Origin of the sequence: Neobacillus niacini (assembly GCF_031457145.1) — a bacterium.
GTDB classification, from domain to species: domain Bacteria; phylum Bacillota; class Bacilli; order Bacillales; family Cytobacillaceae; genus Neobacillus; species Neobacillus niacini_J.
In genome coordinates this window covers 53,507-79,597 of sequence record NZ_JAVDVZ010000013.1, presented here as the reverse complement: position 1 = coordinate 79,597, position 26,091 = coordinate 53,507, and the positions used below count along the sequence as shown (strand labels likewise).

Sequence of the window (26,091 nt, the reverse complement as noted above, 5' to 3'; positions counted from 1 at the left end):
CTGAGCCCAGATGTCCACGGGCATGCTCTACGCGAAACTCCAGTAAATCAATTTCTCATATTCTTCCTTACCTATTGTATAAATTAGCCAATTCTACTAGTTACCATATAAAATAAGTTTAAAAAGGTGGCTGACTATTATTTTTCAAAAAGTAATTTCTTATGTTGAAGATATAAAGGAACGCAATCATAGCAGTGGAACTGCACTCGTAATCCTCAAAGACAACAAAATCGTATTAGAGCACTATAGCGGTTATCATTCGAATGAAACTAACTCCATGCCTATTCACAAAAGCTCTCAATTTAATATCGCCTCTGCGCGAAAAAGTTATCTAGGTTTAGCAGTTGCATATGCATTATATGATCGAAAAATAAAAAGTCTCGATGACTTGGCAATAAAATACTTTGATATGGAATTATTAGAGGAAACGACAATCAGGCATTTGGTCACCCACTCTCACGGTTTACATCAGAAGGAGGACGGAACGATTTTTCGAGAGTTCGCTCCTGGCGAAGGGTGGGCATACAGAGGGATAAATATTTTAATGATGACGGAGCTAATAAACAGAGTTTATGGTAAAAGTTTTCCCGACCTGCTGGAAGAAAGAGTGTTCCAGCCATTAGGATTTAAGGAAACGCATTGGCAAACAGAGCCAAATGAACAATTGGTGCAGGTCATCGATCAGCCCAACGAGCCTGCTACCTATACATTAGGCCACAAAAAGGATGGGACGGAATCAAATCTGCATACATCTGCCCGGGAGCTTGCCTTGTGGGGGAATCTTCATTTGAACAATGGATGCATAAATGGGAAGCAAATCGTTCCAAAAGAAGTGATTCAATCAGTGACACAAGTTCAAAATTCTCCTTATAAAAATAAAGATTTGCCCCAAAACGGATTGTTTTGGTATGTCCAAGATACACCGAGGTTAAGAAGCGAGATAGGAGAAAGAGTACCAAAAGGGTCCTATCAAATCCTAGGCATAACAGGACCAACGTTATTAGTCATTCCAAAATATAACCTCGTCGTCGCAAAAATGTACAATAAAAGATACAACTATGGAGGCAGCAATTACCTCGATTATTTAAGAGAGTTTAGCAACGTAGTAGCAGATACATTTACCTCATAGAAAAACGAGATCAATTAGAAATGAGGGAATAGGGAATGAGAACAAGAAATAAGCTGGTTCGTATGTCAAAGGTGCTGTCTATGGCTTTTGTCATCTTCCTGCAAATCTATTGGTATAAGATTAGAAGAAAGCCGAAAACAGAGTGGGACATACTTTGGGGGGGAATTGGAGAACGGTATCGAAAAACACTGTTTGAATTAGAGGGCTTATTAATAAAAGTAGGACAGATATTAAGCACACGAGCAGATTTGCTTCCAAAAGCTTTCATCAGTCAAATCGAGGATCTGACCGATAAAGTTCCGCCATCAGAATGGAGTGAAATTGAGACAATTCTTGTTGCTGAGTCGCTGCATCAACAGTTTCTTTCTATTGAAAAAACAGCCGTTGCTTCTGCTTCCATTGGAGAGGTGTATAAAGGTGTGCTTCTAGATGGAACAGAGGTCGCGATTAAAGTAAAACGCCCTCATATCGACACCATTGTACAAACGGATTTCCGGGTTTTAGCAATCATCATTTGGTTTGCGGATCACCTTGTTCCGATTCCAAAAGGATTTATCAATTTTAAAGTCCTGTTTAAGGAATTAAAAGAAGTGATTGAACGGGAGCTTGATTACTCAAAGGAACTCGACAACATACTCTTTTTTCAAGAAAGGTTTAAGGATATGGATAGTGTTCAGATTCCTGATGTTTATTCCGAGCTTAGCACCTCAAATGTTCTGGTAATGGAATGGGTCGATGGCGTACGGATTACAGATTTTGGGTCGTTAGAGAATAGCAGTCGAAAAGAGCTTGCGAAAAAGCTAATTCAAGTATTCCTGCCCCAATGGCTTGAGCCTGGCAGGTTTCATGCGGACCCCCACCCTGGAAACGTTCTGGTTTCGAAGGAGGGGAAAATCATCTTACTTGATTTTGGGATGATTGGAGAAATCACCAAAAAGGATGCCGTGCATTTTCAAAAATTAATTGAAAGCTTTCTTTCTAAAAATTATGCGAAAGCGGTGGAGAGCTTATCTCAATTAGGATTTCTACTTCCTGATGCGGAGACAAGGACGATGGAAAAGCTGTTGGCTGAATTCGCTGCGTTCCAGCCCGAACAATTAAAGGAGATGGATCTGCTTGCATTAAAAATAGAAATGAACGATATGATTAAAGCCCTGCCGATTCAAGTTCCAACAAGATTTGTTTTTTTAGGACGGTCGATTGTCACCATTGAGGGAATCATCCGCAATTTGGCTCCAGAGGAAGAATTGATGGAGTTAGGAAATCCTGTATTCATGGAGTGGCTAAACAAACAAGGGAATAATAAATGGTCTTTGGTATGGCAATGGATTCAATCGCAGCCTGTTTTTAAGCTGATCCATTCAGTAACCGAATTCCTTGAAGCTCCACAAAAACTAGTAGACTATAAGGAAATTGAACAAAGAAGACATTTTCAATTTACGATCTATGAAAGTAATAAAAAGCATTTATTTCAAATAACATTGCTTGGCTTCATTGGGATCGTAGCAGGTATCTATACCGAGCACGATTTCATTCGGAATCTGTCCATTGGAGTGTCCGCTGTTACTATGATCGGTTATTTTATTAGTAGTCATAAACAGAAAAAATGGATGAAGTACATGCATGAAAAACGGTAAGTATAGAGGAGTGAGGATGTTGAAGAAAAAAGTCGGCTGCCTGCATGCGCATTATTCGAATATTGACTATATCGAGAGCGCACTTTCATCCTATGATATCGAATTAAGTCATTTCGTTGACCCGGGATTAATGCAGCGGGTGACCAACGATTCAAGTTTCACGGCCGGTGCAGCGGAAAAGAAAGTCAAGGATCAAGTAGAATGGATTGCACAAAGTGGTGTGGACGCCATCCTCATCACGTGTACAAACTATATTGCACTATTAAAAGAGGAACAGCCCAGCGTTCCGATCATTAAGATGGATGAACCTTATTTTGAAGCCATTTGCGAGATTCAGGAGCCACAAACCATCGTGTTTACCAACCCTGATACGGTAGCAGGTACGATGAATCGGCTGCAGCAATTGGCAAATCTCCATCAGAAAACGCTTGATATCGAGGTGATCGTCCTCGAGAATACATTTGATTTAATCATGCGCGGGCAGAAAGAGGAGTACGTACATGAAGTGTCCAATGCGTTGGAAAAACTTGTACGCAATCAGCAGAGGGTTGTTTCTGTCGCACAGCTCTCGATGGTGGCAGCAGCACAGCAAGTTGAGCAGGAGACTTCTATGACCATCATCAATCCATTAGATACGCTAGTCTCGTCTATCGTGAAACAATTTGCGGAACAGATTTAGTCTCTGCTTCCGCATTTCATCCCTTTGCCACCTCTAGGAATAAGAGTCGATATCCTTTCCATTCCCGCAAGTATAGGCTTCGCACGCTGAATGAGGGTTTTTGTGGATTCCAGGGACAATGAACCTTGATGAGCACTCTCACTGCTCCAAACCTCGTAAACATAGACAGAATTTGGGTCATCAGATGCCACACTCACCAGATATAATTCGCAATTATCAAGATTTTGCATTGATTCAGCAGCTTCTAACAAAATCGTCGCCAGCTGTTCCCGTTCGCCTTCTTTTGCAATCAACTTACCGTATATTCCAAACTTCTCCACGTTTCATTCCTCCTCGTTTTAGGTACCATTCTACTTTCATAACCATAAATCCTGTTTGATAACCTTTTTCTGGCTTTCAAAAGAAAATATGTTCTCATTCCAATTTTCCAAAAAAATATTGGGTAAATTAAGATGGAAAATATAATCAAGGCAGGGATCCCTCATGAGTAGTGCTCATCGCGAAGCTTTAGATAAGTTGATAAAAGAACAACAAGCAGCCGCAAGCAAATGGCTCCACTATGCATTTACTTGCCAAATGCAGGTGCAGCAGTCGAAACCACTCGAACGAAATCCATCATTCTACATGAACCTTCATATGAACTGTATATTTGTTGTAAAAGGGCGATATTATCGGAGAATAAGCGCGCTTTTTGTATATCGAAAGTCCCATTTAATGGATTCTATTTTAGGTGATAACTACTATATAATAAGGGTACTGTTATGTAAGGGGTTCGTTTAAGTTCAACTGATACATACTTCATCCATCATGAAGCAATACCTCGTTATACAACCTCATAGAATGAAAGAAACCCATTAATAGGTTTATCAGCGTATAAAACGGTATAAATGGAGTGAAATGAATGAAAAAGTATTGGATTATATCTGCCGTTGCCGTGGTTGGGATTGGAACCACCATGTTACTAGTGTTCAATAAGGAAAATAAAGAACATAGTGCTGTAGAATCTTCTGGAGAGAACATAGTAGTCAATCAGGTAGTTAATAAAACGAATCTTTCAGGTCCAGAGGTTAAAAAGCAAGAAGAAGTTATTGATGAGATTAAGAGAATGTATAAACCGGAATGGGAAAAAGTAAATGAAGTGGCGGATAAAAGACTTGCGGAATTAATTAAGCAGGCTGAAAAGGAGTTTAATGCGAAGAAGGAAAGAAATCAGGATGTTTCGAGATTAGAAGGGAAGTATCTTGCCATCTATAACGATTATGAGCAAAGCACAAAGACACAGGTTGATAGTATCATTTCCAGCATGCAAAAAGAGGTTATCTCAAAGGATCTGAATAATCATATAGGGGATGAGTATTTCGAATTGTATCGAATTCAAAAAGAAAAACGGATTGAAAAAGTGATTAGTGAATTGAAGAAACTTTCTTAGAGCTTAGTAGGTTTTCGCTCTCTATACGCGGTGAGAGGCAATCCCTTTTTACTGCTGTTGATAATGAAATCTTTATCACTGCTGTCGATAACAAAGAATAAATGTCGTAATATTCAATATATTAGGATTATATGGAATATTTAGTAAACTATATAGTATAGCGTTCTAAAATAGTATATAATCCCTATACATAGTAGTAAAGGAGGATACTAGTTAAGTAGAGGCTAGAGAATAAGGAGGGTTAAGTTTGAGGAAAAGAACCATCATTATTAGTGTTTTGTGCTTATCAATGGCTCTCCCGGGCGGTGTATTGGCAGAGACCAATGGAGCAGTAGTTCCGCAATCAATAAAAGTGGTGAGTCAAGTAAAAGCAGCAGTAGAATCTACTTCTACTGTAGCATTGGCAGAAGATTTCTTCGGACCTGTCCTGGATCGTGCAACCGTCAGTCCAACAACAGCCGCGGTAGGCGAAACCATTACGATAACGGCTCAAGTTTCTGATGATGTAAGTGGTGTGGCAACGGTAAAGGCTTATTTGAATCTACCAAATGGAAATGGGTACAAAATCCTTCCCTTAGAACGTGATCCCGCGACAGGGGAATGGAAAGGTACATATACTATCACAGATTTGGACTTAGAAGGTACCTGGACAATAGATTTTGATTTGTATGACGCTTCAGGAAATTATACCTATGGTGACGACAATGATACCGTTCAAGTGGTTAATCCAAATGGCGGTGATGTAGAAGCGCCAACACTAGTATCAAGATCCATCACTCCTCTAGCTGTAGGTGCTAATCAAGAAGTCACCATTCGTGCCAAAGTGACAGATAATAATGAGGTTGATTCCGTGTTTGCAGCTGTATACACGGCAGATAGTACGGGTTATTATTATGTACCTCTAACCTTAGATAAAACGACGGGTGAGTGGGTAGGCAGCCATACTTTTAGCAATAGCGATCAATCGGGTAAATGGTATTTCGATATTGATATGTTTGATACAGCAGGTAACTTTGATTGGGTTACACTAGAGGAAGAATTAGTATTAACCAATCCTCTTGGTGACTATCTAGACCCTGTGATTGGAGAACCAGTCATTACACCAAAATCTGCCTCTCCAGGTGAGAGTGTTACGCTATCGGTTCCAGTGAGTGATGGGCAATCGGGTGTAAGCTCCGTCTATGCTGAATTTTCACATATAGACAACCCGAATGAAATCTATCTTCGTCACATGAATCTTGATCCAAACACAAAAGAATGGGTCGTTAATTTAGACATTGAATCCGGTTTCCAATCTGGAGTGTGGAATGTCGTCATTCATTCCACAGATAAAGCAGGAAACAGCGGGTTCAAAGAAATTTTTGGAGCCTTTGATGTTAGTAACAATAATGGTGATTTTGACGCTCCAGTTATTTCAAATGTACAGGTGACACAAGGAGAAGTCCAGATTGGTCAAAGTGTCACGGTTACAGCCAATGTCACTGATATTGTTGGGGTGGATTCTGTCAGAGCTACTTTTTACAGTCAAGAAGGTTCTCAATTTGTTAATATGAGTTACGATGAAGGAACAGGACAGTGGACGGGAAGCCTCTTGGTAAAAGAAACAACCGTACCAGGATTCTATTCAGTAAGTATTGCCGCCTATGATACATCGTTTAATTTAGCCTTTGAAAATGCAGCGGGCGGCTTTACAGTAGTGAATCCTGAAGGTGATTATACAGCACCTGTCATTTCAGCGGTTGAGCTCGATATAACAGAGGTGAATGCAGGAGAGACGGTCACTATTTCAGCAATGGTTAATGATACAGAGTCGGGTGTTGCTTCTGTTACAGCTTACTACTATGAATATCAAAGTGTTGCTTTAACCTATGACAGTACCCTTTCTAAATGGATAGGAACAATCACTGTTCCAAAGAATGTTCCTGACGGAGAAGTCATTAAGATTAATTATGTAGAAGCGGTAGACTTGAAGGGAAATCAATCCGTAGAATTCACTGATGCTGTTTTCACAGTTCATAACCCTAATGGAGATTTTACAGCACCGGTTGTAGAAAGATTAGTGATGACTCCAGGGACTGCTAAGGCAGGAGAGACCGTGCACTTTGAAGCAACGATCGTGGATGACAAATCAGCTATTAAATCTGCTACTGTCTATTTGTTTAATGATTCTGATTCAAGTAAAACGGTAATTGACTTAACGGCTAGCGGGGCAAACAATGTATGGACAGCAGATTATGTCATTCCAGCACACGCTGGATTGGGTACGTATTCCTTAAGTTTAGATGTTGAGGACGATGCAGGGAACTGGGTCACTGCAACCATCGATGAAAAGTTGACCATTATAGAGCCGGTGGTGGAATCGGCACAATATGATGTAGCTCTATGGTACTATCAAAATAACAACCTCTATAATGCAGTATACTTCGCAGGTGCTGCAATTAGTGAGGGAGATCAACGCCCAGAAGTCATTGAATTCATGAACGATACAGCCCAAGCATTGTTTGACGGTGCTGCTAGTATGAGCACTGCAGATGCTGAAAATGTCTATCATCTACTCGCAGCAACAACAGGTGTGCCAACCGCAATTAAAGAGGCAGCCCAAGCAAAATTAACACCTGAAGTGAACTCTCCAGATTATGCAGACGCGCTTTGGTACAATGGAAATGGTAATTTCTATAATGCGGTCCATTATGCTGGAGCTGCTGTTGCACAAGGCGATACACGTCCAGAAGTCCAAGAATTGTTAAACAGCGCTGCACAGGCATTATTTGACGCAGCGGCGACGATGAGCGCAACGGATGCAGAAAATGCGTATAACCTACTTGCAGCAACAACAGGTGTGCCAATCGCCATTAAGGCTGCAGCAGAAGCGAAATTAACACCGGTGAACTCACCAAATTATGTCGAAGCGGTTTTCTATTATGACAATAGCAACTACTATAATGCGGTGCATTACGCTAGCGCAGCCATTGCCGAAGGCGCTACACAACCAAAAGTACAGGATTTCATGAATAGAGCAGCACAAGCATTATTGGAGGCAGCTCCAAACATGAGCGCAGCGCAGGCACAAAACGCGTATCTGCTACTGGTCTCAACGACAGGTGCCCCAACTGCCATTAAAGAAGCGGCACAAGCGAAATTAACTGCAGAAGTGAGCTATTTGGAAGGTGCTTGGTACTTTGAGAATGGCAACTATTACAATGCGGTGCACTTTGCTGGCGCAGCCATTAGCAATGGCAATACCCGTTCAGAGGTGCAAGCTCTCATGAACAGAGCAGCCCAAGCGTTATTGGATGCAGCTGGTGCCAAGAGCGCAGTGGAGGCAGAAAATGACTATAACCTACTCCTCACTACAACAGGTGTGCCAACGGCAATCAAAGAAGCTGCTGGAGCGAAATTAGCATCTGAAGTGAGCTATTTAGAAGGTGCTTGGTACTTTGAGAATGGCAGCAATTACAATGCGGTGCACTACACAGGCCTAGCCATTGCGGCAGGCAATACTCGTCCAGAGGTGCAAGCTCTCATGAACACAGCAGCCCAAGCATTATTGGATGCAGCGGCGACCATGAACGAAGAAGAGGCCTTACATGCCTATACCTTACTCGTCAATACAACAGGCGTACCAGCGGACATTAAAGCAGCAGCACAGGCAAAATTATCATTGTAAAAGTAAAAAAAGCCGAATCCACACAAATGGATTCGGCTTTTCTCTTTTAAATGGATGAAAAATAGAATGTGTTGATGAGAGCCTGTACAATGTAAAAATAAGCGGGAACAGTCGGAGTGACAGAAAGTTGGTTGAAATAGTGGGTTGGGTCAATGCAGAGATGCTGGCGAGATCGAAAGCTGGTTGAAATAGGGGTTTGGGTCAATGCAGAAGTGCTGGATGAGAGCCCGAACAACACTGGTAAAACAAAAAAAGGTAGAAACCACAAGAAGAGTTTCCGCCTTTTATAGATACTGCCATTACCCCTTTTTCTGCACAACCTTCCGTTTAGCCACCACACTATTCATAGCAGCCAACTCCTTCACTACCTCAACTACATACAAGATTAATGTAGGTATCAAAAGGATTCTACGAGGTTTTTTTACGATTCGGTAGAGCCATTCGATATTCATGTCAATCCATTGCTGGGGAGCGCGCTTGTCCTCTCCGGCCATTACATCGAAGCTTCCGCCCACTCCTATAAAAACGCCCTTCTCAAATTTGCCTAAATGGTCATGAATCCATTTTTCCTGCCTTGGACAGCCCATGGCGACAAAAATTAAATCAGGCTGGCTTTCCTGGATTTCATCGATAATTTGATCATCATTTGAAAAATAACCATGATGATAGCCCGCCATCACGAGGTCAGGATATTGATCGATAATAGTCTCACTCGTTTTAGAAACAATACTAGAATCGGAACCTAGTAAATAAACCTTCCACCCATGTTGATTCCCCAAATGAAGCAGTTCGTTCATGAGGTCAAACCCGGTAATTCTCTCCTTTACTGGCATGCGGAGCAGCTGGCAGGCCTTAACAATTCCAATTCCATCAGGGGTAATATAATCAGCATGATGAACAATTTCATTATAATGGGGATCCTTCTTTCCTTGCATATAGATGACAGGATTTATGGTTACAAGGAAGGTCTTTTGTTCACGAGTGATTCTGTCGTGTAATTCAGTCAGTAAATGGCGGAAAGAATGGTTGTACAGATCACTAAACATTACCATCACTCCAAACTATTGCTATGAAATATTCTCGTAGCTCTTTTTCAGATGCATGTCTTCTAAAGAAACATTTTTAGAATGATCGGTGCGCACCCATGTTTTATTCTGAGAGGTGATAAATGCCCAAATAAAGAGCGGGACATAGCTGTAATTGAAAATAAGCAGGCTGAGAATGGCTTTGACTTTGTTGATTCTTTTTGCTGAATCATAGGCGGTTGCAATGGCAACATAGAGGAAGTTATAAACTAAGAAAACGAGCCATAACCAGACGGGCATACTTACATGATGAATTCCAAGCGAATCTGAAAAGTAAGAAACAATCAGCATAACACTTGTTAGGGAGGCTAAGATGATTTTCCCAGGGTTTAATAGATACATCACACCGTCTAACGCACGAATATCTAACTTCCGAATCGAGCGCCATAATAAGGGGAGTGAATATTTAAAACAAACGTCCCAATGACCGCGTGCCCATCGTAACCTTTGGATACAGGAAGATATGAAGCCCTCCGGTTTTTCATCATACACTCGAGCATGATGACACCATTTCGCAGGAATTCCTCTAAGCAGGCACTGCATCGTAAACTCTAAATCCTCTGTTAAGGAGCGGGCCGTCCAGCCAACACTTTCCAAAAGATGGGTGTCAACACAGAAACCAGTTCCGCCAATCGCATTACCGAGGCCCAGTCTCGACTTAGCTAACTGCCAAGAACGATTCATATAATAGTAACTAGTAGCGTAGGATAAGGTGACCCAATTATCATTTGGATTCTTTGAATCTAAATAACATTGGATTAAGCGATCACCCTTTAGTAAATGGTTATTCATTTCTTTTAAATAGTTCGTGGTCACTAAATTATCGGCGTCAAAAATGGCGACTCCATCATATTTCTTCGTTAAATCATCGCCAATAACATCTAAGGCATATTTAATCCCATACGGTTTTCCTCTTAATTCACCTGGCAGACTAAAATGCTCGATGACCCCGGCACCAAGCTCTCTACTAATTTTCGCGGTATTATCCGTACAATTATCAGCAATGACATAGACATCATAAAGCTTTTTTGGATAATCTAAATGTAAGAGATTTTCTACCAAATTACCTACAACCTTTTCCTCGTTATGGGCAGGTATAAGCAGCACAAATCGCTTCTGGGGCTTTTTGTCTCGTATCTTTTTCGCCTTACCAAATCCAAAAAGACTAATAATCATCCAATAGGCCCAAAAGAATAATAGAATAAATTGAATAAATAGGAATGTATTCTCTAAAATCATAATCATTGCTGCCTCCTTTTTTAAAAAGAAAAGTATAAGTTTTTGAACTTAGATTACTGTCCAGCTCCAGCGCCCTAGCGGCTAGTGTCCTTCGCACTCCGCCCTACGATAAGTCAACATCGAATCGCCTCCGGCTCTCCGTGTTTCCTTTATCTCAGTTGGAGCGCTCCAGGCCATACGCCGCTGACCAGGGCGCTTCCTCTTTTCTTGGTAAAAACTTGAAATATTTGGTTGATTTAAGGTATTATAGCATGAAAAAAGACCTATAAATCAGAAAATTCCAAATTGTCGAATTGTTACTGCGGTTATAGTAGTAATATGTAGATAAAGGGTGAAAAAGTCCGGTAATTGAGGCTTTTTATAAAAAGAGAATCTCAATTTGGTATGGTAAGATAAAATGATAGTGGGAAGGTTTGCGAGTGGGGGATAGAGTGGATGAAGAGAAAAGTATTACTAGGAAGTCTACTTGCTTTCATGCTGACGGGGGCTGTCATTACATATGTGCTGTTCGACAAGGATCCATTAGTAGAGGACACTGCGGAAATAAGTAAACCTGAAGAGAACAAAAGTATCACGGTAGATAAAAAAGAAACCATTGAAAATACATACGAACCGATTCCAACGAGTGGACCGGCACTTTGGAAAAATGAAGCAGAAAGTTTATCGAGTTATCCTGACGGTTTAGACCAAATAACTCCACACGATGATTCTTTCAACCATTACCTCAATAACGTTTATGGCTATACTTTTGAATACCCGGCTGATTGGAAGGTAGATCATCATCAAGTTCCTTATTATACTCGTTTCTTCTCAGATAATTTTCGCTTAGATATCACCGTTCAAAATGTTGATAAAAGTTGGACGACGCCACAGGGGTATATCAGTGAAACAATAGAGTCAGTTTCACCCTTTATTATTGCAGACAACAAATGGAGGCTGGGGAATCTAACCATTCAGAATGTAGATTATACCCGAGAGATGATTACCGGTATTGAAAACGACATGAACTATTATAGTTATTATTTCATTACGAAAAATAATTTTGTGTACACCTTCCAATTAAAATCAAATGAAGCAGAATTTCAAAACAAAAAAACCGAGTTGAACACCTTACTAAACAGTTTTTCAACAAAGCCGATTGGTGATTTTGATTTGAACGCCAAAATAAAAACCAATATCCAGATGAACGATCTAACGCTAAGACATGAGAAGAAGACTTTATACATTCCTAAGAACACCTTTATGATGGGAATCTATACACCAAACTCTTATGATATCGATAAATTGGAAGCTTCCATCAAACAAAACATTGGATTGCAAATGTTTTATAAGGCAATTAATTCAGATTATGATCCGTATACACAGGAATTGGTGGATAAAAACAGGGTGCCAATGATTACATTTCTATATCAAGAAGAGAATCGGAAAGACAACCAGGAAGTCGTAAAAAACATTCTAAACGGCAGCTATGATACAAAATTAGAAAAGTGGGCAAAACAAATAAAGTCAGCAGGTTCGCCAGTGCTCATAAGACCAGGGAATGAAATGAATGGGAAATGGTCGGAATGGTCTTCGCTTCATTATTTTAATGACCCTGACTTATACAAGTTGGCCTTTACCCACATTGTGAATGTCTTTAAGGCGGCGGGTGCGTCAAATGCTTATATTGTTTGGAACCCCAACCATGTATCGTCCCCCTACTATCAATGGAATGAAGCAGCCATGTTTTATCCAGGGGATAAGGTGGTTGACTTTGTAGCTATGACTTCCTACAATTTTGGGAAATCCAAATGGAAGGAATATTTAAGTTTTGAACAGCTGTATGAGGGTCTTTATTGGGATTATTCACGTTCCTATTACAATAAGCCTCTAATCATCGGTGAAGTGGGTGCTGTTGAGGAAGGTGGTAATAAAGCTGAATGGATAACGCAAATGTTCAATGACCTTTCAACAAAGTATCCAACTATCAAAATGGTGGTATGGTTTGATGAGACCCATCCTCCGTTTGATTTACGAATTAATACGTCGCCGGCAAGCTTAGCAGCCTTTCAAAACGGAATGAATCGTTCTTCTGTTATAAAAAAAATTCAAGAGACAAACTAAAAAGCCAGGCAAGAATTAGCCTGGCTTTTTAGTATGAGAAGATTAGTAGAATCGTTTAAATCCATCAAAATGCGCCGTGTAGTAAGGGTTCGATAGATTTGCAACCGAAATGCCCTTTTTCTCATCAGCATGGATAAATTGGTTGTCGCCAAGATAGATACCGACATGGGAAATGCCTTTTTTATATGTATTTTCAAAAAACACAAGGTCGCCTGGCTGTGGCTGGTCGACATAGAAGGTACGGCTGTAGTAGCCTTCTGCTGAATAGCGCCCGATTTTCTTGCCTGCTTGATTTGCCGCGTAGTGAATGAAGCCGCTGCAATCAAAGCCATTTAATGAGGACCCACCCCATGCATAAGGAACGCCCATGACACTGTTTGCCGCATTGACAAGTGACGCTGCAAAGTCACCTGTTGGTGCTGGTGGTGTCTGTGGCACTGAAGGAGTACTTGACACCTGTGCCGTAAGCTTTAATTTCTGACCTACATAAATCCTATCCGAATTTAAACCGTTAAGACTCTTTAATGCTTGAACGGTCATATTATAATTTAAGCCAATTCTACTTAACGTATCACCGCTTACTACTGTGTATTCAGAAGTAACTGAAGAATCAGCTGGTGGTGTACTCGGAGCCACTGCAGGTGGTGGTGTGACCGGAGTTGCGTTGCCTGAAACCTTCAGCGTTTGTCCAGCATAGATCATGTCTGTTGTTAACCCATTAAGAGATTTCAACTCCGAAACAGTAGTGTTAAATTGCTTGGCGATTTTGCCAAGGTAATCACCGCTTACAACTACGTAATCACTAGTTGAAGTAGGTGCAGGTACTGGTGCGGGCGTCGTTACTTCAGGTTGGATGGGTTCGTCAGCTGTAACCGTAAGGGTTTGATTGGCGTAAATCCTATCCGATGTTAACCCGTTTAATTCCTTAATTTTGGGTACGGTTGTTTGATATTTTGAGGCAATTTTTGTTAATGTGTCTCCCTTTTGCACTGTATAGTTGCTGGCATACGCGGAACCTGCAAAAACAGTCGAAAGCAGTGCCGCAGTCGAAACACTGCGAACAATCGTCTTTTTCATCCTCAGATCACCTCTAATATTCTGGTATTTTAAACATATTCTACCACAAATCACCATCTAATCGGGTATAAAAGTTATAATAAACGATTTAATTATACATATAGTTAAAATACACAAATTATCCAAAACTCAAATTCTGACAATTTATTTACAAATAGGAAGAAGTTTAGTAGAATTAGCAAAAAGACTCGAAGAGGGGTGAAAGTTGACTAATGGAAAAAAAGAAACACGAGGAAGAGTTTTCTTCTATCGAATTCTCTGTCATTGTTAAAAAGGCCTATGATCGTGGGAAAAGTGAACATGGTATGACAGTTCAGCAGCTACTTGAAGATTTGAAAGTCGACCTTTTAAAGCTAAAGGTTCAATAATATATAGAAAAAAAGGCAACCTAGGAATAAACCTAGTTTGCCTTTTTGTTTACAAAATAATCAACAAGGAACTGTGCCCAAACTTGGTAGCCTTTTTCGTTTGGACCACTATTTTCTACGTAATAGTCCTTGATTTCAGGGTTATCTGTGGCTGGCCACGCAGTCCAGTGGTCAAGATAGTGTAGGTTGTTTTCTCCAGCAAATTCCTTTAAAGCTTCCACTTGGACAGAATAATAATTAGGAAGATAAATAGGATAAGATGGCTGCAAAATAAAGGTGGTTTCTGGGTTAGCAGCTTTCATGTCTTCTATTATTTTGGTTACATTGGCTAATGTGACATCAATTTTCACTTTACCATTGTCGTTAAATAGAAACGGCTCAATGACGACAAGTTGTGCTTTTTCGGCGGCAAACTCAAGCTGCTTATTTTCAGCGACAATATCTTTTGTAGTTTGATCGTATGTATAGTGTGCAGTACTTATCTTATCACGGCCAAAGCTATCCTCAAGACTTTGTGTGACAGTTTTCTCCCATTCCATATCGGTAGAACCGACAAAGAGAATCTTAAAGGGCTTTTCGGCCTCCAATGCTAGCTTTAGTTGTTGTTTTGCTGTGTCCGGCCAATTCGCAGCCAGCTCCAAATAAAGTTCACCCTCTATTTGATTAGACTCTTGAGTTAAAACAGGTTGAACAGCTTTTACAGCTGTTTGCTGATTCCAATGGATATGTCCATATGCAAGCACACTTACACATACAATGCCCCAAACGGCTGTGAGAAAATACTTCATTCTGTTACCCCCAACTATTTTTCTTCTATATATTATATCAATAATTTAACAATGAAATTACTTCCATTTATAGAAAATCTACATTATCTTACAAAAAACATGTTATTATTGTTTAGGTAATTTACAAATTCCTACAAAGTTTTTTTTGCAAAAAGCAGGTAATTTGATTTAGAAATAGTATAATACTAAATACCTAAGTAATCTAGCAAGTTATGCACTCTAGTCAAAAAATCATTTATATTACAGTAGTTACAACAATTTTCCACAAAAATCGAGCAAAACTAAAAAAGGCAAAAAAATATATGCGTCATTCGTCAAAATACGACAAATCATGACATTCATTCGTGTTATAATACTCTTATTTTGATTCGACATATACAGGAGGACAATATGGAAGAAACTATTAGTTTAAAAGAGTTATTAGCGACATTAAAAAAACGACTCGTTATGATTATACTCATTACTATGACGGCTGGTTTAGTCAGCGGCGTCATTAGTTACTTTTTTCTTACCCCAATCTATCAGGCTTCGACACAAATACTCGTTAACCAGGAAAAGAGTGAATTATCATTCTACAGTCCTAGTGAAGTTCAAACTAACCTGCAATTAATTAGCACCTATAATGAAATCATAAAAAGTTCACGCATCCTTGATAAGGTAATTGTCCAACTGGGTCTTGATATGACGGCAGATCAACTAGGTGGGAAAATTACGGTTGGCAGTCAAAAGGACTCGCAGCTTGTCAATGTGTCAGTCCAAGATCCAGATCCTAATATGGCCGCGGATATTGCAAATAAAACAGTAGAAGTGTTCCAAAAAGAAATTGTATCTATCATGAACGTTGATAATGTTAGTATTCTTGCACCAGCTACGGTTACCGATAATCAGGCTCCGATTAAACCACAACCAGTTATGAATGTGGCAATTGCGATTGTAGTTGGGTTGATGGCAGCAGTTGGACTAGCGTTCTTACTTGAGTACTTTGACAATACGATTAAAAACGAACAGGATATTGAAAAAATCTTAGAACTTCCAATCTTGGGTGTCATTGCCCAGATAGATGATCAAAAGATGGAAGAGTTGAAACTACGGAAGGCAGCAGGCACTAGAGCAGCAGGAAGAGGTGAGAATTTTGGTGCTTAAGAGAAATAAGAAATTTAAAACAACTGATCCAAGCCGTAAGTTAATTGCAGCGCTTGACCCAAAGTCACCGATTTCAGAGCAATATAAATCGATTCGGACTAATATTCAGTATTCCTCAGTAGATGAGGAACTTAAAACCATCATGGTAACTTCTTCTGGTCCAGCTGAAGGGAAATCAACTACAGTAGCAAACCTTGCCGTGGTGTTTTCTCAGCTAGGGAAGAAAGTATTGCTAGTCGATGCCGATCTTCGTAAGCCAACCGTTCACCGTACGTTTGGTGTCAATAACCTTTTTGGATTCACCACTGTATTGACAAAGCAAGCTACACTTGCTAATACAGTTCTTGAAACAGAAGAGAAGGATCTATTTATTTTAACGAGTGGTCCGATTCCACCGAACCCTGCTGAGTTATTAAGCTCGAAATCAATGGAACAATTCATTGAAGAAGCAAAGGAACAATTTGATTATGTCTTATTTGATACACCGCCATTATTAGCAGTAGCAGACCCGCAAATTCTCGCCAATAAGGTTGATGGTTCGATTCTGGTTGTCTTTAGCGGCAGGACTGAAATTGACCAAGTAAAAAAGGCAAAGGAATTGCTTGTGAATGCTCAAAGCAAATTGGTTGGAGTCATATTAAACCATAAGGAAATGAAAGATAACGATTATTACTATTATTATGGGGCAAAATAACTAATTTTCGACAAATTCCACCCCTTTACCAGGGCGTTCGACGGTGTTAACATGAATATTGTCGGAGAAAAATAACAATTTACTGGAAAGAGGTGTGCGTCCATGATTGATTTGCATTGTCATATATTGCCTGGTGTCGATGATGGCGCACAATCTCTTTCTGATTCCCTCAACATGGCGAGGAAAGCTGTCGAGCAGGGGATACATACAATTGTGGCAACGCCGCATCATTTGAATAACTCCTATGATAATCCTAAGCGTCAAATACTTGATAGAGTCGAAGAATTGAACCAACTTCTTCGCGAAGAAGATATAGATGTGAAGATCCTGCCAGGTCAGGAAGTACGGGTGTATGGGGAAATACTAGAAGGATATGTGGCAGGAGAAATTCTTCCTGTTAATCATACTCCTTATGTATTAGTAGAATTCCCTTCCAACCATGTACCAAGGTATACGGAGAAATTGTTTTATGAGCTGCAGATGAAAGGACTGATACCAGTTATTGTTCATCCAGAACGGAATCGGGAAATCATTGAACGTTCAGATATACTCTATCAATTAGTGAAAAAGGGTGCGTTGACGCAAATTACGGCAGCGAGTGTTTGCGGGGACTTTGGGAAAAAAATAAAGAACTTTTCCCTCCAATTAATTGAAGCAAACTTAACGCACTTCATTGCGTCAGATGCTCATAATATCGTAAACCGTACCTTTAAAATGAGAGAGGCATTCGATCTTATTGAGAAAAAGTATGGAAACGAAATGGTCTACTATATTAGTGAAAATGCTGCCCTCGTTATTGAAGGTAAGCATGTCTACAAAGAAGACCCAGAGCGAATAAAAAGGAAAAAGCTATTCAAGCTATTTTAAAACCTACTAAGCCGATAAGAATGAACAGTAAAAAACAATAAATCGTTTCAGGTTTAAAAACCTGAACGGCGAGGCTTCCCTGTCCGATATCCATGGAGCACTCGGTCATACTGTGGGAGGGAAGGGGAATCTTACCATCCTTAGACGCTTGTCGTCAAAAGCATGATGTGAGGCAGGGTTAAATGCCTGATTTTGTATAAACACAAAAAATATTAAATATCTAATGAAAGTCCAGGTGCATGACAACTGAGTTTCCATTAGATATTTATTTTTTTGTAAAAAATGTTTAGTTTACCGAAATAAAAGAGAAAAGGGGGAATGTTCAGGTGACATATAAGAAAAGATTAACCACACTCGCAATTCTGGATTCTATTATTGTGTTAACGGCTATTTACATAAGCTATTGGACGGTAAATCCGACGATTCACATTTTTAAGGTTCCAATGCTGCCTGTTACGGCGATTACCTTATTAGTCTGCCATCATTTATTTGCTTCCGTTTACCATCTTTATAATAAGGCCTGGCAATATGCGAGTGTCGGTGAGCTCGTTGCCATTGTTAAAGCAGTTACGTTTTCGATTGCAGCGACATCAGCAATGCAGATGATTGTTTTTCATAATACGTATGTAAGAGCGTTAATGATTACTTGGATGATACATGTGCTGTTAATTGGTGGTTCAAGGTTTTCGTGGAGAATGTTTCGAGACAACATTATGAACAAACAAAAGAATATCAAAAAAACATTGATCATTGGTGCGGGTTCAGGCGGGACGATGGTGGCACGACAGTTACTGAGCAACCATGAAATCGACCTAAAGCCTGTTGCATTTATCGATGATGATCCAAATAAATTTAAATTAGATATCCTTGGAATACCGGTGGTTGGTAATTCTGAATGTATTGCACAAACAGTTGAGAAATACCAAATTGAAAACATTGTGATTGCGATTCCTTCTTTAACGCAAAAAGAGTTACATCGCATTTTTGAGGAATGTGCAAAAACAAAGGCAAAAACACAAATCATTCCGAAGCTTGAGGATTTGATGACAGGGAAAATTTCCGTCAATCAATTCCGTGAGATTCAGGTTGAGGATTTGTTGGGAAGAGATCCTGTAGAGTTAGATATTGGTAGTATCTCTGAATATGTATCAGGAAAGACAGTGTTAGTAACCGGTGCAGGCGGTTCGATTGGATCGGAAATTTGCAGGCAAATATGCAAGTTCAATCCTAGAAAAATTGTTTTGGTGGGACATGGTGAAAACAGTATTTATCTCATTGATATGGAACTCAAAAAACTCTATCAAGAGCAAATTGAGATTGTTCCAGTGATTGGTGATATTCAGGATCGGGATCGAATGTTTGAAGTAATGGAACAACATCGACCGTTTGTTGTTTATCATGCTGCCGCACATAAGCATGTACCATTGATGGAATATAATCCTCGAGAAGCCGTTAAGAATAATGTGTTTGGTACTAAGAATGTAGCGGAAGCAGCGGATACCTTCGGTGTTAGTAAATTTGTGTTAATTTCTTCAGATAAAGCCGTGAATCCTCCTAACGTAATGGGAGCAACGAAACGTTTTGCAGAGATGATTATTCAGAATCTAGCAAAACACAGCACCACGAAATTCGTTGCTGTTCGGTTTGGAAATGTACTTGGCAGTCGTGGTAGTGTTATTCCTTTATTTAAAAAGCAAATTCAAGCCGGCGGACCGGTTACGGTTACACATCAGGATATGACACGATATTTCATGACGATACCTGAAGCCTCACGTCTAGTGATTCAGGCAGGATCATTAGCACGCGGTGGAGAGGTGTTTGTCCTTGATATGGGTGAGCCGGTTAAGATTGTTGATCTTGCGAAAAACGTGATTAAGCTTTCTGGTTATACAATAGAAGAAATCGGAATACATTTTACAGGACTCCGCCCTGGGGAGAAGATGTATGAAGAGCTACTGAATGAGAATGAAATGCACCCTGAGAGTATTTTTCCTAAGATTCATATTGGGAAGGCGAATGTGCTTGAGGCTGAGGCTCTAAGTAAGTTGATTAATGGATTATTAGAGATGTCTGAAGTGGACATGCATGATACTTTGATTGCGGTGGCTAATAATAAGTTTGATTTTTCTCCTGTTTTGGCTACAGCGAAATAAGATAGTGGATTAAAAGTTTAACAGATACAAACCTTTCGGTTTGATAATAAAATGGAATTTGAAGGGGAATGAATATGAAAAAGGTACGAAAAGCGATAATTCCAGCTGCAGGGCTGGGAACTAGATTTTTACCGGTTACAAAGGCAATGCCAAAAGAAATGCTGCCAATAGTTGATAAACCAACGATTCAATATATTGTCGAAGAAGCGATTGCATCAGGAATTGAAGATATCATCATCGTTACTGGAAAAGGTAAACGGGCAATTGAAGATCATTTTGACTTTGCACCAGAGTTAGAGCAAAACCTCCTTGAAAAAGGGAAGTTAGATTTACTAGATAAAGTTCGATACTCAACCAATTTGGCTGACATCCATTATATACGTCAAAAAGAACCGAAAGGTTTGGGGCATGCTGTTTGGTGTGCGCGTAATTTTATTGGGGATGAGCCATTTGCAGTTCTACTAGGTGATGATATTGTTCAAAGTGAGACTCCTTGTTTACGACAATTAATGGATATATATGAAGAAACTCATTCATCAGTGATTGGGGTCCAGACTGTTCCGGATAATGAGACACATCGGTATGGGATTGTTGAACCTTCGGTTCAAGAGGGGCGTCGATATCAGGTTGATAACTTTGTTGAGAAGCCTGCACCAGGAACAGCACCTTCTAATCTGGCGATTATGGGGCGTTATATTCTAACACCGGAGATTTTTATGTTATTGGATAAACAGCAAGCAGGGGCTGGTGGCGAGATTCAATTGACGGATGCAATCCAGAAGCTGAATCAGATTCAACGAGTGTTTGCTTATGATTTTGAGGGTAAAAGGTATGATGTTGGTGAGAAGATTGGGTTTGTGAAGACGACTATTGATTTTGCGCTACAAAATCAGGAATTGAGATCGGAGTTACTTATTTATCTTGATGAAGTCATGAATGAATTAAAAGTGAAATAAATATTTAAAATTATATAGACCCTGTTCATAGATTTGTTTTCTTATGGACAGGGGCTGTTATTAAGGTGATTTTTAGTGGGTTAGTAGTTAGTTGGAAAAAGATTAACATTCCAATTAAGTCCTAATCAACTAAGAAATAAAGGAGTGTAATTGAAATGTATATGAAAATAAAGAGACTGATAGATATCATTCTATCTTTAATAGGACTGATTGTTTTATCAACTATTTTCTTAATTCTTATTATAGCTATTAAACTCGATTCAAGAGGTCCAGTGCTGTTTAAACAAAAACGTGTCGGAATCAACAAGACACATTTCAATATATTAAAATTTCGTACAATGAGAATTGATACTCCTAAGGACACTCCAACTCATTTGTTAGAAAATCCTGAGCAATATATTACGAAAATGGGTAAATTTTTAAGGAAAACTTCTCTTGATGAACTACCGCAAATTTGGAATATCTTCGTTGGGCAGATGAGTATTATTGGACCCAGGCCAGCGCTTTGGAATCAGTATGATCTAATTAAAGAGAGAGACAAATATGGGGCTAATGATGTGCCACCTGGACTTACTGGTTGGGCGCAGATTAACGGTAGGGATGAGTTACCTATTGATTTTAAAGCAAAGCTTGATGGTGTGTATGTTGAGAAAATGAGCTTTGTTTTTGATGTTAAATGCTTTTTCGGTACGATTATCAGCATCCTTAAGCATGATGGTGTTGTTGAAGGTGGTACTGGTGAGTTAGACAGAGGAAAGACATCTATGACTAAGGCAACCACCAATGAGGGCAAAGATACTAAGGGGATTATTTGATGAAAAGAATTCTTATCACAGCTAAAAATAGCTATATAGGTCGAGCATTCGTAGAGTGGACTGGTAATAGTTATATTATTGATACCATCTCCTGTCGAACAGATGCTTGGAAAAAATTAGACTTATCAAAATATGATGTGATTTTTCATGTTGCAGGTATTGCTCATGTATCTACTGATCCTGATATGGAAGCCGAGTACTACAAGGTAAATAGAGACCTAACGATAGATTTAGCTACAAAAGCAAAAGCTGAAGGAGTAAAACAATTTATCTTTACAAGTAGCATTATTGTTTATGGTGATAGCAGTAGTGGTAAAAGAGTTATAGATATTGACACAATTCCAACGCCTAGTAACTTTTATGGAGATAGTAAACTAAAAGCTGAGGAAGGAATTAGACCTTTAGAGAGTGATACCTTTAGGGTAGTTATTATTAGACCACCAATGATTTATGGTAAAGGATCTAAAGGAAACTATCCAAAACTGGCAAAGGCTGCACAGAAACTACCGGTATTTCCTGATATTGATAATAAGCGCAGTATGCTTCATATCGATAATTTATGTGAGTTTATTAGATTAATGATTGATAATGAGGAGACTGGTTTATTCTTTCCGCAAAATAGTGAATATGTGAACACTTCAAGTTTAGTAACAACGATTGTTGAAGTTCATGGTAAAAGTGTTAAGTTAACAAAGATATTTAATCCTATAATACGTGTTATGGGGATAAAAGTTGGAATCATTAATAAGGTTTTTGGCAATTTGATTTATGAGCAGAGTATCTCTGAGTATAAAGAGAATTATAGAGTTAGGAATTTAAAAGAATCTATAATACTAACAGAAAAATAGGAAGAGTGGTTGGGTTGAAAAAACATATTTTGGTTGTCGCGCAGTATTTCTACCCTGAACAATTTCGTATAAATGACATCTGTACTGAATGGGTCAAAAGGGGATATAAAGTAACAGTTTTAACTGGAATTCCTAATTATCCTCAAGGCAAGTATTATGAAGGGTATGGATTGTTAAAGAAGAGAAAAGAACTATATAACGGTATTGAAATTATTAGAATTCCGCTCATACCTAGAGGAAGCAACTCAATAATGCTTGCTCTAAACTATTTATCCTTTGTGGTCTCCGGATTCTTTTGGCAAATGTTTACGAAAATAAAAGCAGATTATATCTTTATCTTTGAAGTATCACCGATGACACAGGCATTACCGGGTGTTTGGTACGCAAAGAAAAAAAATATACCATGCTATTTATATGTTCAAGATTTGTGGCCTGAAAATGTTGAAATCATAACTGGAATTACTAATAAAACAATTATTGGTGCAATTGGTAAGATGGTAGATCACATCTATGCTCGGTGTACGAAAATATTTACTACTTCAAATAGTTTTGTGCAATCGATTGAAAAGCGTGGGGTACCTTCAGAAAAGATAGAGTACTGGCCGCAATATGCAGAAGACTTTTATATACCATTAGAGAAAACAGCTGTTGAAGAAATTCCAAGTGATGATGCCTTTAATATTATATTTGCTGGCAATATTGGTAACGCTCAAGGATTAGATATTCTGCCGAAAGCAGCGTCATTAATAAAAAAGAATAACTTGGACAGGAAGATTCGTTTTAACATTGTAGGAGATGGCAGATATAAAGATACGTTAGTTAATTTAGTTAATTCCGCTAATGTATCTGAGATGTTTAATTTTATTCCAAAGCAGCCTGCAACGAGGATACCTTATTTAATGGCATCAAATGATGCTGCTTTTCTTTGTTTAACGGATAGTCCTTTATTCGCAATGACAATCCCTGCTAAATTGCAATCTTATATGGCTTGTGGAATCCCAATTATTGCTTCTGCGGAAGGCGAAACAAATCAAATTATTAAAGAGGCAAATGCAGGTGTCTCTAGTTCTGCTGGAAATGCTGATGAACTTGCAAAGGTAGTTATTGAATTATTAAACAAATCAAATGAACAAATTAAACAAATTGGTATAAATGCAAGATCCTATTATGATAGACATTTTGATAAACACTCGTTGTTAGACAGAATGGATAGTTATTATGGTAATAACACAGAATTGGAGGGAATGCAAAATGTTCAAAAATAAAACTTTATTAATAACTGGTGGAACAGGTTCATTTGGAAATGCAGTAATGAAAAGGTTCCTAGATACTGATTTGAAAGAAGTTCGCATCTTCTCCCGTGATGAGAAGAAACAGGATGATATGAGAAAACAATATAAAAACGATAAGCTTAAGTTTTACCTAGGAGATGTTAGAGATCTCGCTAGTGTAAAAAATGCAATGCATGGGGTGGATTATATTTTCCATGCAGCGGCTTTAAAGCAAGTTCCTTCATGTGAATTTTTCCCTCTTGAAGCTGTAAAAACCAATATTTTAGGTACGGATAATGTGCTAACTGCAGCAATTGAGTACGGAGTTGAAAAAGTAATTTGCCTGTCAACCGATAAAGCAGCGTATCCAATTAATGCAATGGGTATTTCAAAGGCAATGATGGAGAAGGTATTAGTTGCTAAAGCAAAAACAGTATCTCCTGACAAAACTCTAATTTGTGGTACAAGATATGGTAACGTAATGGCATCACGTGGTTCTGTAATACCACTCTTTATTGATCAAATCAAAAGCGGTAAACCATTAACGGTAACAGACCCATTCATGACCAGGTTTCTAATGAGTCTTGAAGAGGCAGTAGAACTTGTTGTATTTGCATTTCAGAATGCAGAGGCGGGAGATATTATGGTTCAAAAATCTCCAGCAAGTACTGTGGGAGATCTTGCTCAGGCAGTTAAAGAGTTATTTAATGCTGATAATGAGATAAAAATAATTGGTACCCGTCACGGTGAAAAGTTATATGAAACCCTTCTTACAAGAGAAGAGTATGTTGGAGCAGAAGACATGGGTGGTTTTTATAGGGTGCCTGCAGATCAAAGAGACCTTAATTATGATAAGTATTTTGTAGATGGCGATCAGAAGTTAACAATGGTAGAAGAATATAATTCGCATAACACAGAAATATTAAATATCGAGCAAATAAAGGAAAAATTACTAGAGTTGGACTATGTTCAAAACGAGCTAAAAGAATGGAATAAAAACATTCACGTTATGAACTAAAGGGTGGTGTGAAAAATGAATATTCTTGTTACAGGGGCTAATGGTTTTGTGGGTAAAAACCTGATTGCTGAACTTAAAAATAGAGGATTTAACAACATTTTTGAGTTTACTAGAGAAAGTGATAGTTCATTACTAGAAAAATACACAAAAGAGTGTAACTTTGTCTTTCATTTAGCTGGTGTAAATAGACCGAAAGATGACAAAGAGTTTATGGAAGGTAATTTCGGCTTTACAACTAAATTACTAGAACTTCTAAAGAAACATGGAAATGAATCTTCTGTACTTGTTACTTCCTCTATACAAGCTGAAAAGGATAATCCTTATGGAAAGAGTAAAAAGGCAGGCGAGGACTTAGTGTTTGCTCACAGTATAGAAACGGGTGCAAAAGCTTTAGTATATCGATTGCCTAATCTCTTTGGGAAATGGAGTAAACCTAACTATAATACCGTTGTTGCTACTTACTGTCATAATATTGCAAGGGATTTAGACATTCAGGTTAATAACCCAGATGCAAATCTTACTCTGTGTTATATAGATGATGTTTTAGACGAATTTTTAGGAGCTCTCGAAGGAAAACCAACTATTCAAAATAATTATTGCGTTGTACCTATAACACATAATATAAAGCTTGGAGAATTAGCAAATCTAATAAGAGGCTTTAAAGAAAGTAGAAATAATATTGGTATTCCTAATATGGAGAATGCTTTAACTAAGAAACTTTATAGTACGTATTTAAGCTTTTTACCTGAAGATAAGTTTTCATATGACCTTAAAATGAATAGTGATCATAGAGGCTCTTTTACAGAATTTGTTAGAACACCAGAAAGAGGTCAAGTTTCAGTTAATGTATCAAAACCTGGGATTACAAAAGGGAATCATTGGCATCACACTAAAAATGAAAAGTTCTTAGTAGTAAGTGGGGAAGGCTTAATTCGATTTAGAAAGATAGATTCAGATGAAATTATTGAATACCGGGTTAGTGGAGATAAGTTGCAAGTGGTAGATATACCTACAGGCTATACTCACTCAATAGTGAATGTTGGAGAAACTGATTTAGTAACTGTAATGTGGGTAAATGAATGCTTTGATCCAGAAAAGCCAGATACTTATTTCTTGGAGGTATAA

Annotated in this window: 23 protein-coding genes; 18 read left to right on the top strand and 5 right to left on the bottom strand. The window is 38.7% G+C overall.

All coding sequences use genetic code 11. From position 1 onward, the window contains the following. Positions 1-136 precede the first annotated feature (136 nt). The 3 genes from J2Y03_RS23115 to J2Y03_RS23105 are packed head-to-tail and all read left to right on the top strand — an operon-like array spanning position 137 to position 3,445. Positions 137-1,129, top strand: a complete 993-nt coding sequence (locus tag J2Y03_RS23115) for a serine hydrolase domain-containing protein (protein ID WP_310199005.1) — start codon at positions 137-139, stop codon at positions 1,127-1,129. 35 nt (positions 1,130-1,164) lie between these two features. After that, positions 1,165-2,766, top strand: coding sequence for an ABC1 kinase family protein (locus J2Y03_RS23110; RefSeq protein WP_310198860.1), 1,602 nt, complete (start codon positions 1,165-1,167; stop codon positions 2,764-2,766). A gap of 16 nt (positions 2,767-2,782) precedes the next feature. Beyond that, complete coding sequence (locus J2Y03_RS23105) at positions 2,783-3,445, top strand: aspartate/glutamate racemase family protein (RefSeq protein ID WP_310198858.1); 663 nt, start codon at positions 2,783-2,785, stop codon at positions 3,443-3,445. Here J2Y03_RS23105 and J2Y03_RS23100 read toward each other — a convergent pair. After that, a complete protein-coding gene (locus tag J2Y03_RS23100; protein ID WP_310198854.1) occupies positions 3,442-3,765 on the bottom strand; it encodes a putative quinol monooxygenase in 324 nt (107 codons plus the stop codon). The genes J2Y03_RS23105 and J2Y03_RS23100 overlap by 4 nt on opposite strands. A gap of 163 nt (positions 3,766-3,928) precedes the next feature. Between J2Y03_RS23100 and J2Y03_RS23095 the strand changes: the two genes are divergently transcribed. The 3 genes from J2Y03_RS23095 (at position 3,929) to J2Y03_RS23085 (ending at position 8,541) form a co-directional block, all read left to right on the top strand. Beyond that, entirely contained in the window at positions 3,929-4,225 is a 297-nt protein-coding gene (locus tag J2Y03_RS23095; RefSeq protein ID WP_310198852.1) for a hypothetical protein, read from the top strand. Between the two features lie 121 nt (positions 4,226-4,346). Further along, complete coding sequence (locus J2Y03_RS23090; RefSeq protein ID WP_310198849.1) at positions 4,347-4,874, top strand: hypothetical protein; 528 nt, start codon at positions 4,347-4,349, stop codon at positions 4,872-4,874. Between the two features lie 247 nt (positions 4,875-5,121). Then, the gene (locus tag J2Y03_RS23085; protein ID WP_310198847.1) at positions 5,122-8,541 is read left to right on the top strand and encodes an Ig-like domain repeat protein; all 3,420 of its coding nucleotides are present in this window, start codon (positions 5,122-5,124) and stop codon (positions 8,539-8,541) included. Positions 8,542-8,840: 299 nt separating this feature from the next. Here J2Y03_RS23085 and J2Y03_RS23080 read toward each other — a convergent pair whose 3' ends face one another. Both J2Y03_RS23080 and J2Y03_RS23075 read right to left on the bottom strand, forming a co-directional pair. Beyond that, positions 8,841-9,587 carry a WecB/TagA/CpsF family glycosyltransferase gene (locus J2Y03_RS23080; RefSeq protein WP_310198845.1) on the bottom strand — a complete coding sequence of 249 codons (747 nt, stop codon included), beginning with the start codon at positions 9,585-9,587 and terminating at the stop codon, positions 8,841-8,843. Between the two features lie 21 nt (positions 9,588-9,608). Beyond that, positions 9,609-10,871 carry a glycosyltransferase family 2 protein gene (locus J2Y03_RS23075; protein ID WP_310198842.1) on the bottom strand — a complete coding sequence of 421 codons (1,263 nt, stop codon included), beginning with the start codon at positions 10,869-10,871 and terminating at the stop codon, positions 9,609-9,611. Between the two features lie 429 nt (positions 10,872-11,300). Between J2Y03_RS23075 and J2Y03_RS23070 the strand changes: the two genes are divergently transcribed. Continuing rightward, the gene (locus J2Y03_RS23070) at positions 11,301-12,968 is read left to right on the top strand and encodes a glycosyl hydrolase (protein ID WP_310198839.1); all 1,668 of its coding nucleotides are present in this window, start codon (positions 11,301-11,303) and stop codon (positions 12,966-12,968) included. A gap of 42 nt (positions 12,969-13,010) precedes the next feature. Here J2Y03_RS23070 and J2Y03_RS23065 read toward each other — a convergent pair whose 3' ends face one another. Further along, positions 13,011-14,045 (bottom strand): C40 family peptidase, encoded by a 1,035-nt coding sequence (locus J2Y03_RS23065; RefSeq protein WP_310198837.1) that lies wholly within the window; start codon positions 14,043-14,045, stop codon positions 13,011-13,013. Between the two features lie 212 nt (positions 14,046-14,257). Between J2Y03_RS23065 and J2Y03_RS23060 the strand changes: the two genes are divergently transcribed. Next, positions 14,258-14,413 (top strand): hypothetical protein, encoded by a 156-nt coding sequence (locus J2Y03_RS23060; RefSeq protein ID WP_165903044.1) that lies wholly within the window; start codon positions 14,258-14,260, stop codon positions 14,411-14,413. 32 nt (positions 14,414-14,445) lie between these two features. Here J2Y03_RS23060 and J2Y03_RS23055 read toward each other — a convergent pair whose 3' ends face one another. Further along, positions 14,446-15,201, bottom strand: a complete 756-nt coding sequence (locus J2Y03_RS23055) for an SGNH/GDSL hydrolase family protein (protein WP_310198833.1) — start codon at positions 15,199-15,201, stop codon at positions 14,446-14,448. 390 nt (positions 15,202-15,591) lie between these two features. On the opposite strand from J2Y03_RS23055, the gene J2Y03_RS23050 reads away from it, so the two are divergent. From J2Y03_RS23050 to J2Y03_RS23005, 10 genes are all read left to right on the top strand, one after another. After that, positions 15,592-16,344, top strand: a complete 753-nt coding sequence (locus J2Y03_RS23050) for a YveK family protein (RefSeq protein WP_310198830.1) — start codon at positions 15,592-15,594, stop codon at positions 16,342-16,344. Beyond that, positions 16,334-17,038 (top strand): CpsD/CapB family tyrosine-protein kinase, encoded by a 705-nt coding sequence (locus J2Y03_RS23045; protein ID WP_310198827.1) that lies wholly within the window; start codon positions 16,334-16,336, stop codon positions 17,036-17,038. The genes J2Y03_RS23050 and J2Y03_RS23045 overlap by 11 nt, the downstream gene beginning before the upstream one ends. A gap of 102 nt (positions 17,039-17,140) precedes the next feature. Then, the gene (locus tag J2Y03_RS23040; RefSeq protein WP_310198825.1) at positions 17,141-17,905 is read left to right on the top strand and encodes a tyrosine-protein phosphatase; all 765 of its coding nucleotides are present in this window, start codon (positions 17,141-17,143) and stop codon (positions 17,903-17,905) included. Between the two features lie 326 nt (positions 17,906-18,231). Then, a complete protein-coding gene (locus tag J2Y03_RS23035) occupies positions 18,232-20,058 on the top strand; it encodes a polysaccharide biosynthesis protein (protein WP_310198822.1) in 1,827 nt (608 codons plus the stop codon). Between the two features lie 74 nt (positions 20,059-20,132). Continuing rightward, the gene (galU, locus tag J2Y03_RS23030; protein WP_310198820.1) at positions 20,133-21,014 is read left to right on the top strand and encodes a UTP--glucose-1-phosphate uridylyltransferase GalU; all 882 of its coding nucleotides are present in this window, start codon (positions 20,133-20,135) and stop codon (positions 21,012-21,014) included. Positions 21,015-21,169: 155 nt separating this feature from the next. Then, positions 21,170-21,829 (top strand): sugar transferase, encoded by a 660-nt coding sequence (locus J2Y03_RS23025; protein ID WP_310198817.1) that lies wholly within the window; start codon positions 21,170-21,172, stop codon positions 21,827-21,829. Then, positions 21,829-22,677 carry an NAD-dependent epimerase/dehydratase family protein gene (locus J2Y03_RS23020; RefSeq protein ID WP_310198815.1) on the top strand — a complete coding sequence of 283 codons (849 nt, stop codon included), beginning with the start codon at positions 21,829-21,831 and terminating at the stop codon, positions 22,675-22,677. The genes J2Y03_RS23025 and J2Y03_RS23020 overlap by 1 nt, the downstream gene beginning before the upstream one ends. A gap of 14 nt (positions 22,678-22,691) precedes the next feature. Then, positions 22,692-23,942 carry a glycosyltransferase family 4 protein gene (locus J2Y03_RS23015; protein ID WP_310198812.1) on the top strand — a complete coding sequence of 417 codons (1,251 nt, stop codon included), beginning with the start codon at positions 22,692-22,694 and terminating at the stop codon, positions 23,940-23,942. Further along, the gene (locus tag J2Y03_RS23010) at positions 23,929-24,966 is read left to right on the top strand and encodes a nucleoside-diphosphate sugar epimerase/dehydratase (RefSeq protein ID WP_310198810.1); all 1,038 of its coding nucleotides are present in this window, start codon (positions 23,929-23,931) and stop codon (positions 24,964-24,966) included. The genes J2Y03_RS23015 and J2Y03_RS23010 overlap by 14 nt, the downstream gene beginning before the upstream one ends. Positions 24,967-24,981: 15 nt before the next feature. Further along, a complete protein-coding gene (locus J2Y03_RS23005) occupies positions 24,982-26,091 on the top strand; it encodes a capsular polysaccharide biosynthesis protein CapF (RefSeq protein WP_310198807.1) in 1,110 nt (369 codons plus the stop codon).

Coding starts and splice junctions, on each gene's coding strand:
- J2Y03_RS23110 (WP_310198860.1), top strand. CDS start 1,165: ATGAGAACAAGAAATAAGCTGGTTCGTATGTCAAAGGTGCTGTCTATG.
- J2Y03_RS23105 (WP_310198858.1), top strand. CDS start 2,783: ATGTTGAAGAAAAAAGTCGGCTGCCTGCATGCGCATTATTCGAATATT.
- J2Y03_RS23095 (WP_310198852.1), top strand. CDS start 3,929: ATGAGTAGTGCTCATCGCGAAGCTTTAGATAAGTTGATAAAAGAACAA.
- J2Y03_RS23090 (WP_310198849.1), top strand. CDS start 4,347: ATGAAAAAGTATTGGATTATATCTGCCGTTGCCGTGGTTGGGATTGGA.
- J2Y03_RS23080 (WP_310198845.1), bottom strand. CDS start 9,587: ATGTTTAGTGATCTGTACAACCATTCTTTCCGCCATTTACTGACTGAA.
- J2Y03_RS23075 (WP_310198842.1), bottom strand. CDS start 10,871: ATGATTATGATTTTAGAGAATACATTCCTATTTATTCAATTTATTCTA.
- J2Y03_RS23070 (WP_310198839.1), top strand. CDS start 11,301: ATGAAGAGAAAAGTATTACTAGGAAGTCTACTTGCTTTCATGCTGACG.
- J2Y03_RS23065 (WP_310198837.1), bottom strand. CDS start 14,045: ATGAAAAAGACGATTGTTCGCAGTGTTTCGACTGCGGCACTGCTTTCG.
- J2Y03_RS23060 (WP_165903044.1), top strand. CDS start 14,258: ATGGAAAAAAAGAAACACGAGGAAGAGTTTTCTTCTATCGAATTCTCT.
- J2Y03_RS23055 (WP_310198833.1), bottom strand. CDS start 15,201: ATGAAGTATTTTCTCACAGCCGTTTGGGGCATTGTATGTGTAAGTGTG.
- J2Y03_RS23050 (WP_310198830.1), top strand. CDS start 15,592: ATGGAAGAAACTATTAGTTTAAAAGAGTTATTAGCGACATTAAAAAAA.
- J2Y03_RS23040 (WP_310198825.1), top strand. CDS start 17,141: ATGATTGATTTGCATTGTCATATATTGCCTGGTGTCGATGATGGCGCA.
- galU (WP_310198820.1), top strand. CDS start 20,133: ATGAAAAAGGTACGAAAAGCGATAATTCCAGCTGCAGGGCTGGGAACT.
- J2Y03_RS23025 (WP_310198817.1), top strand. CDS start 21,170: ATGTATATGAAAATAAAGAGACTGATAGATATCATTCTATCTTTAATA.
- J2Y03_RS23020 (WP_310198815.1), top strand. CDS start 21,829: ATGAAAAGAATTCTTATCACAGCTAAAAATAGCTATATAGGTCGAGCA.
- J2Y03_RS23010 (WP_310198810.1), top strand. CDS start 23,929: ATGTTCAAAAATAAAACTTTATTAATAACTGGTGGAACAGGTTCATTT.
- J2Y03_RS23005 (WP_310198807.1), top strand. CDS start 24,982: ATGAATATTCTTGTTACAGGGGCTAATGGTTTTGTGGGTAAAAACCTG.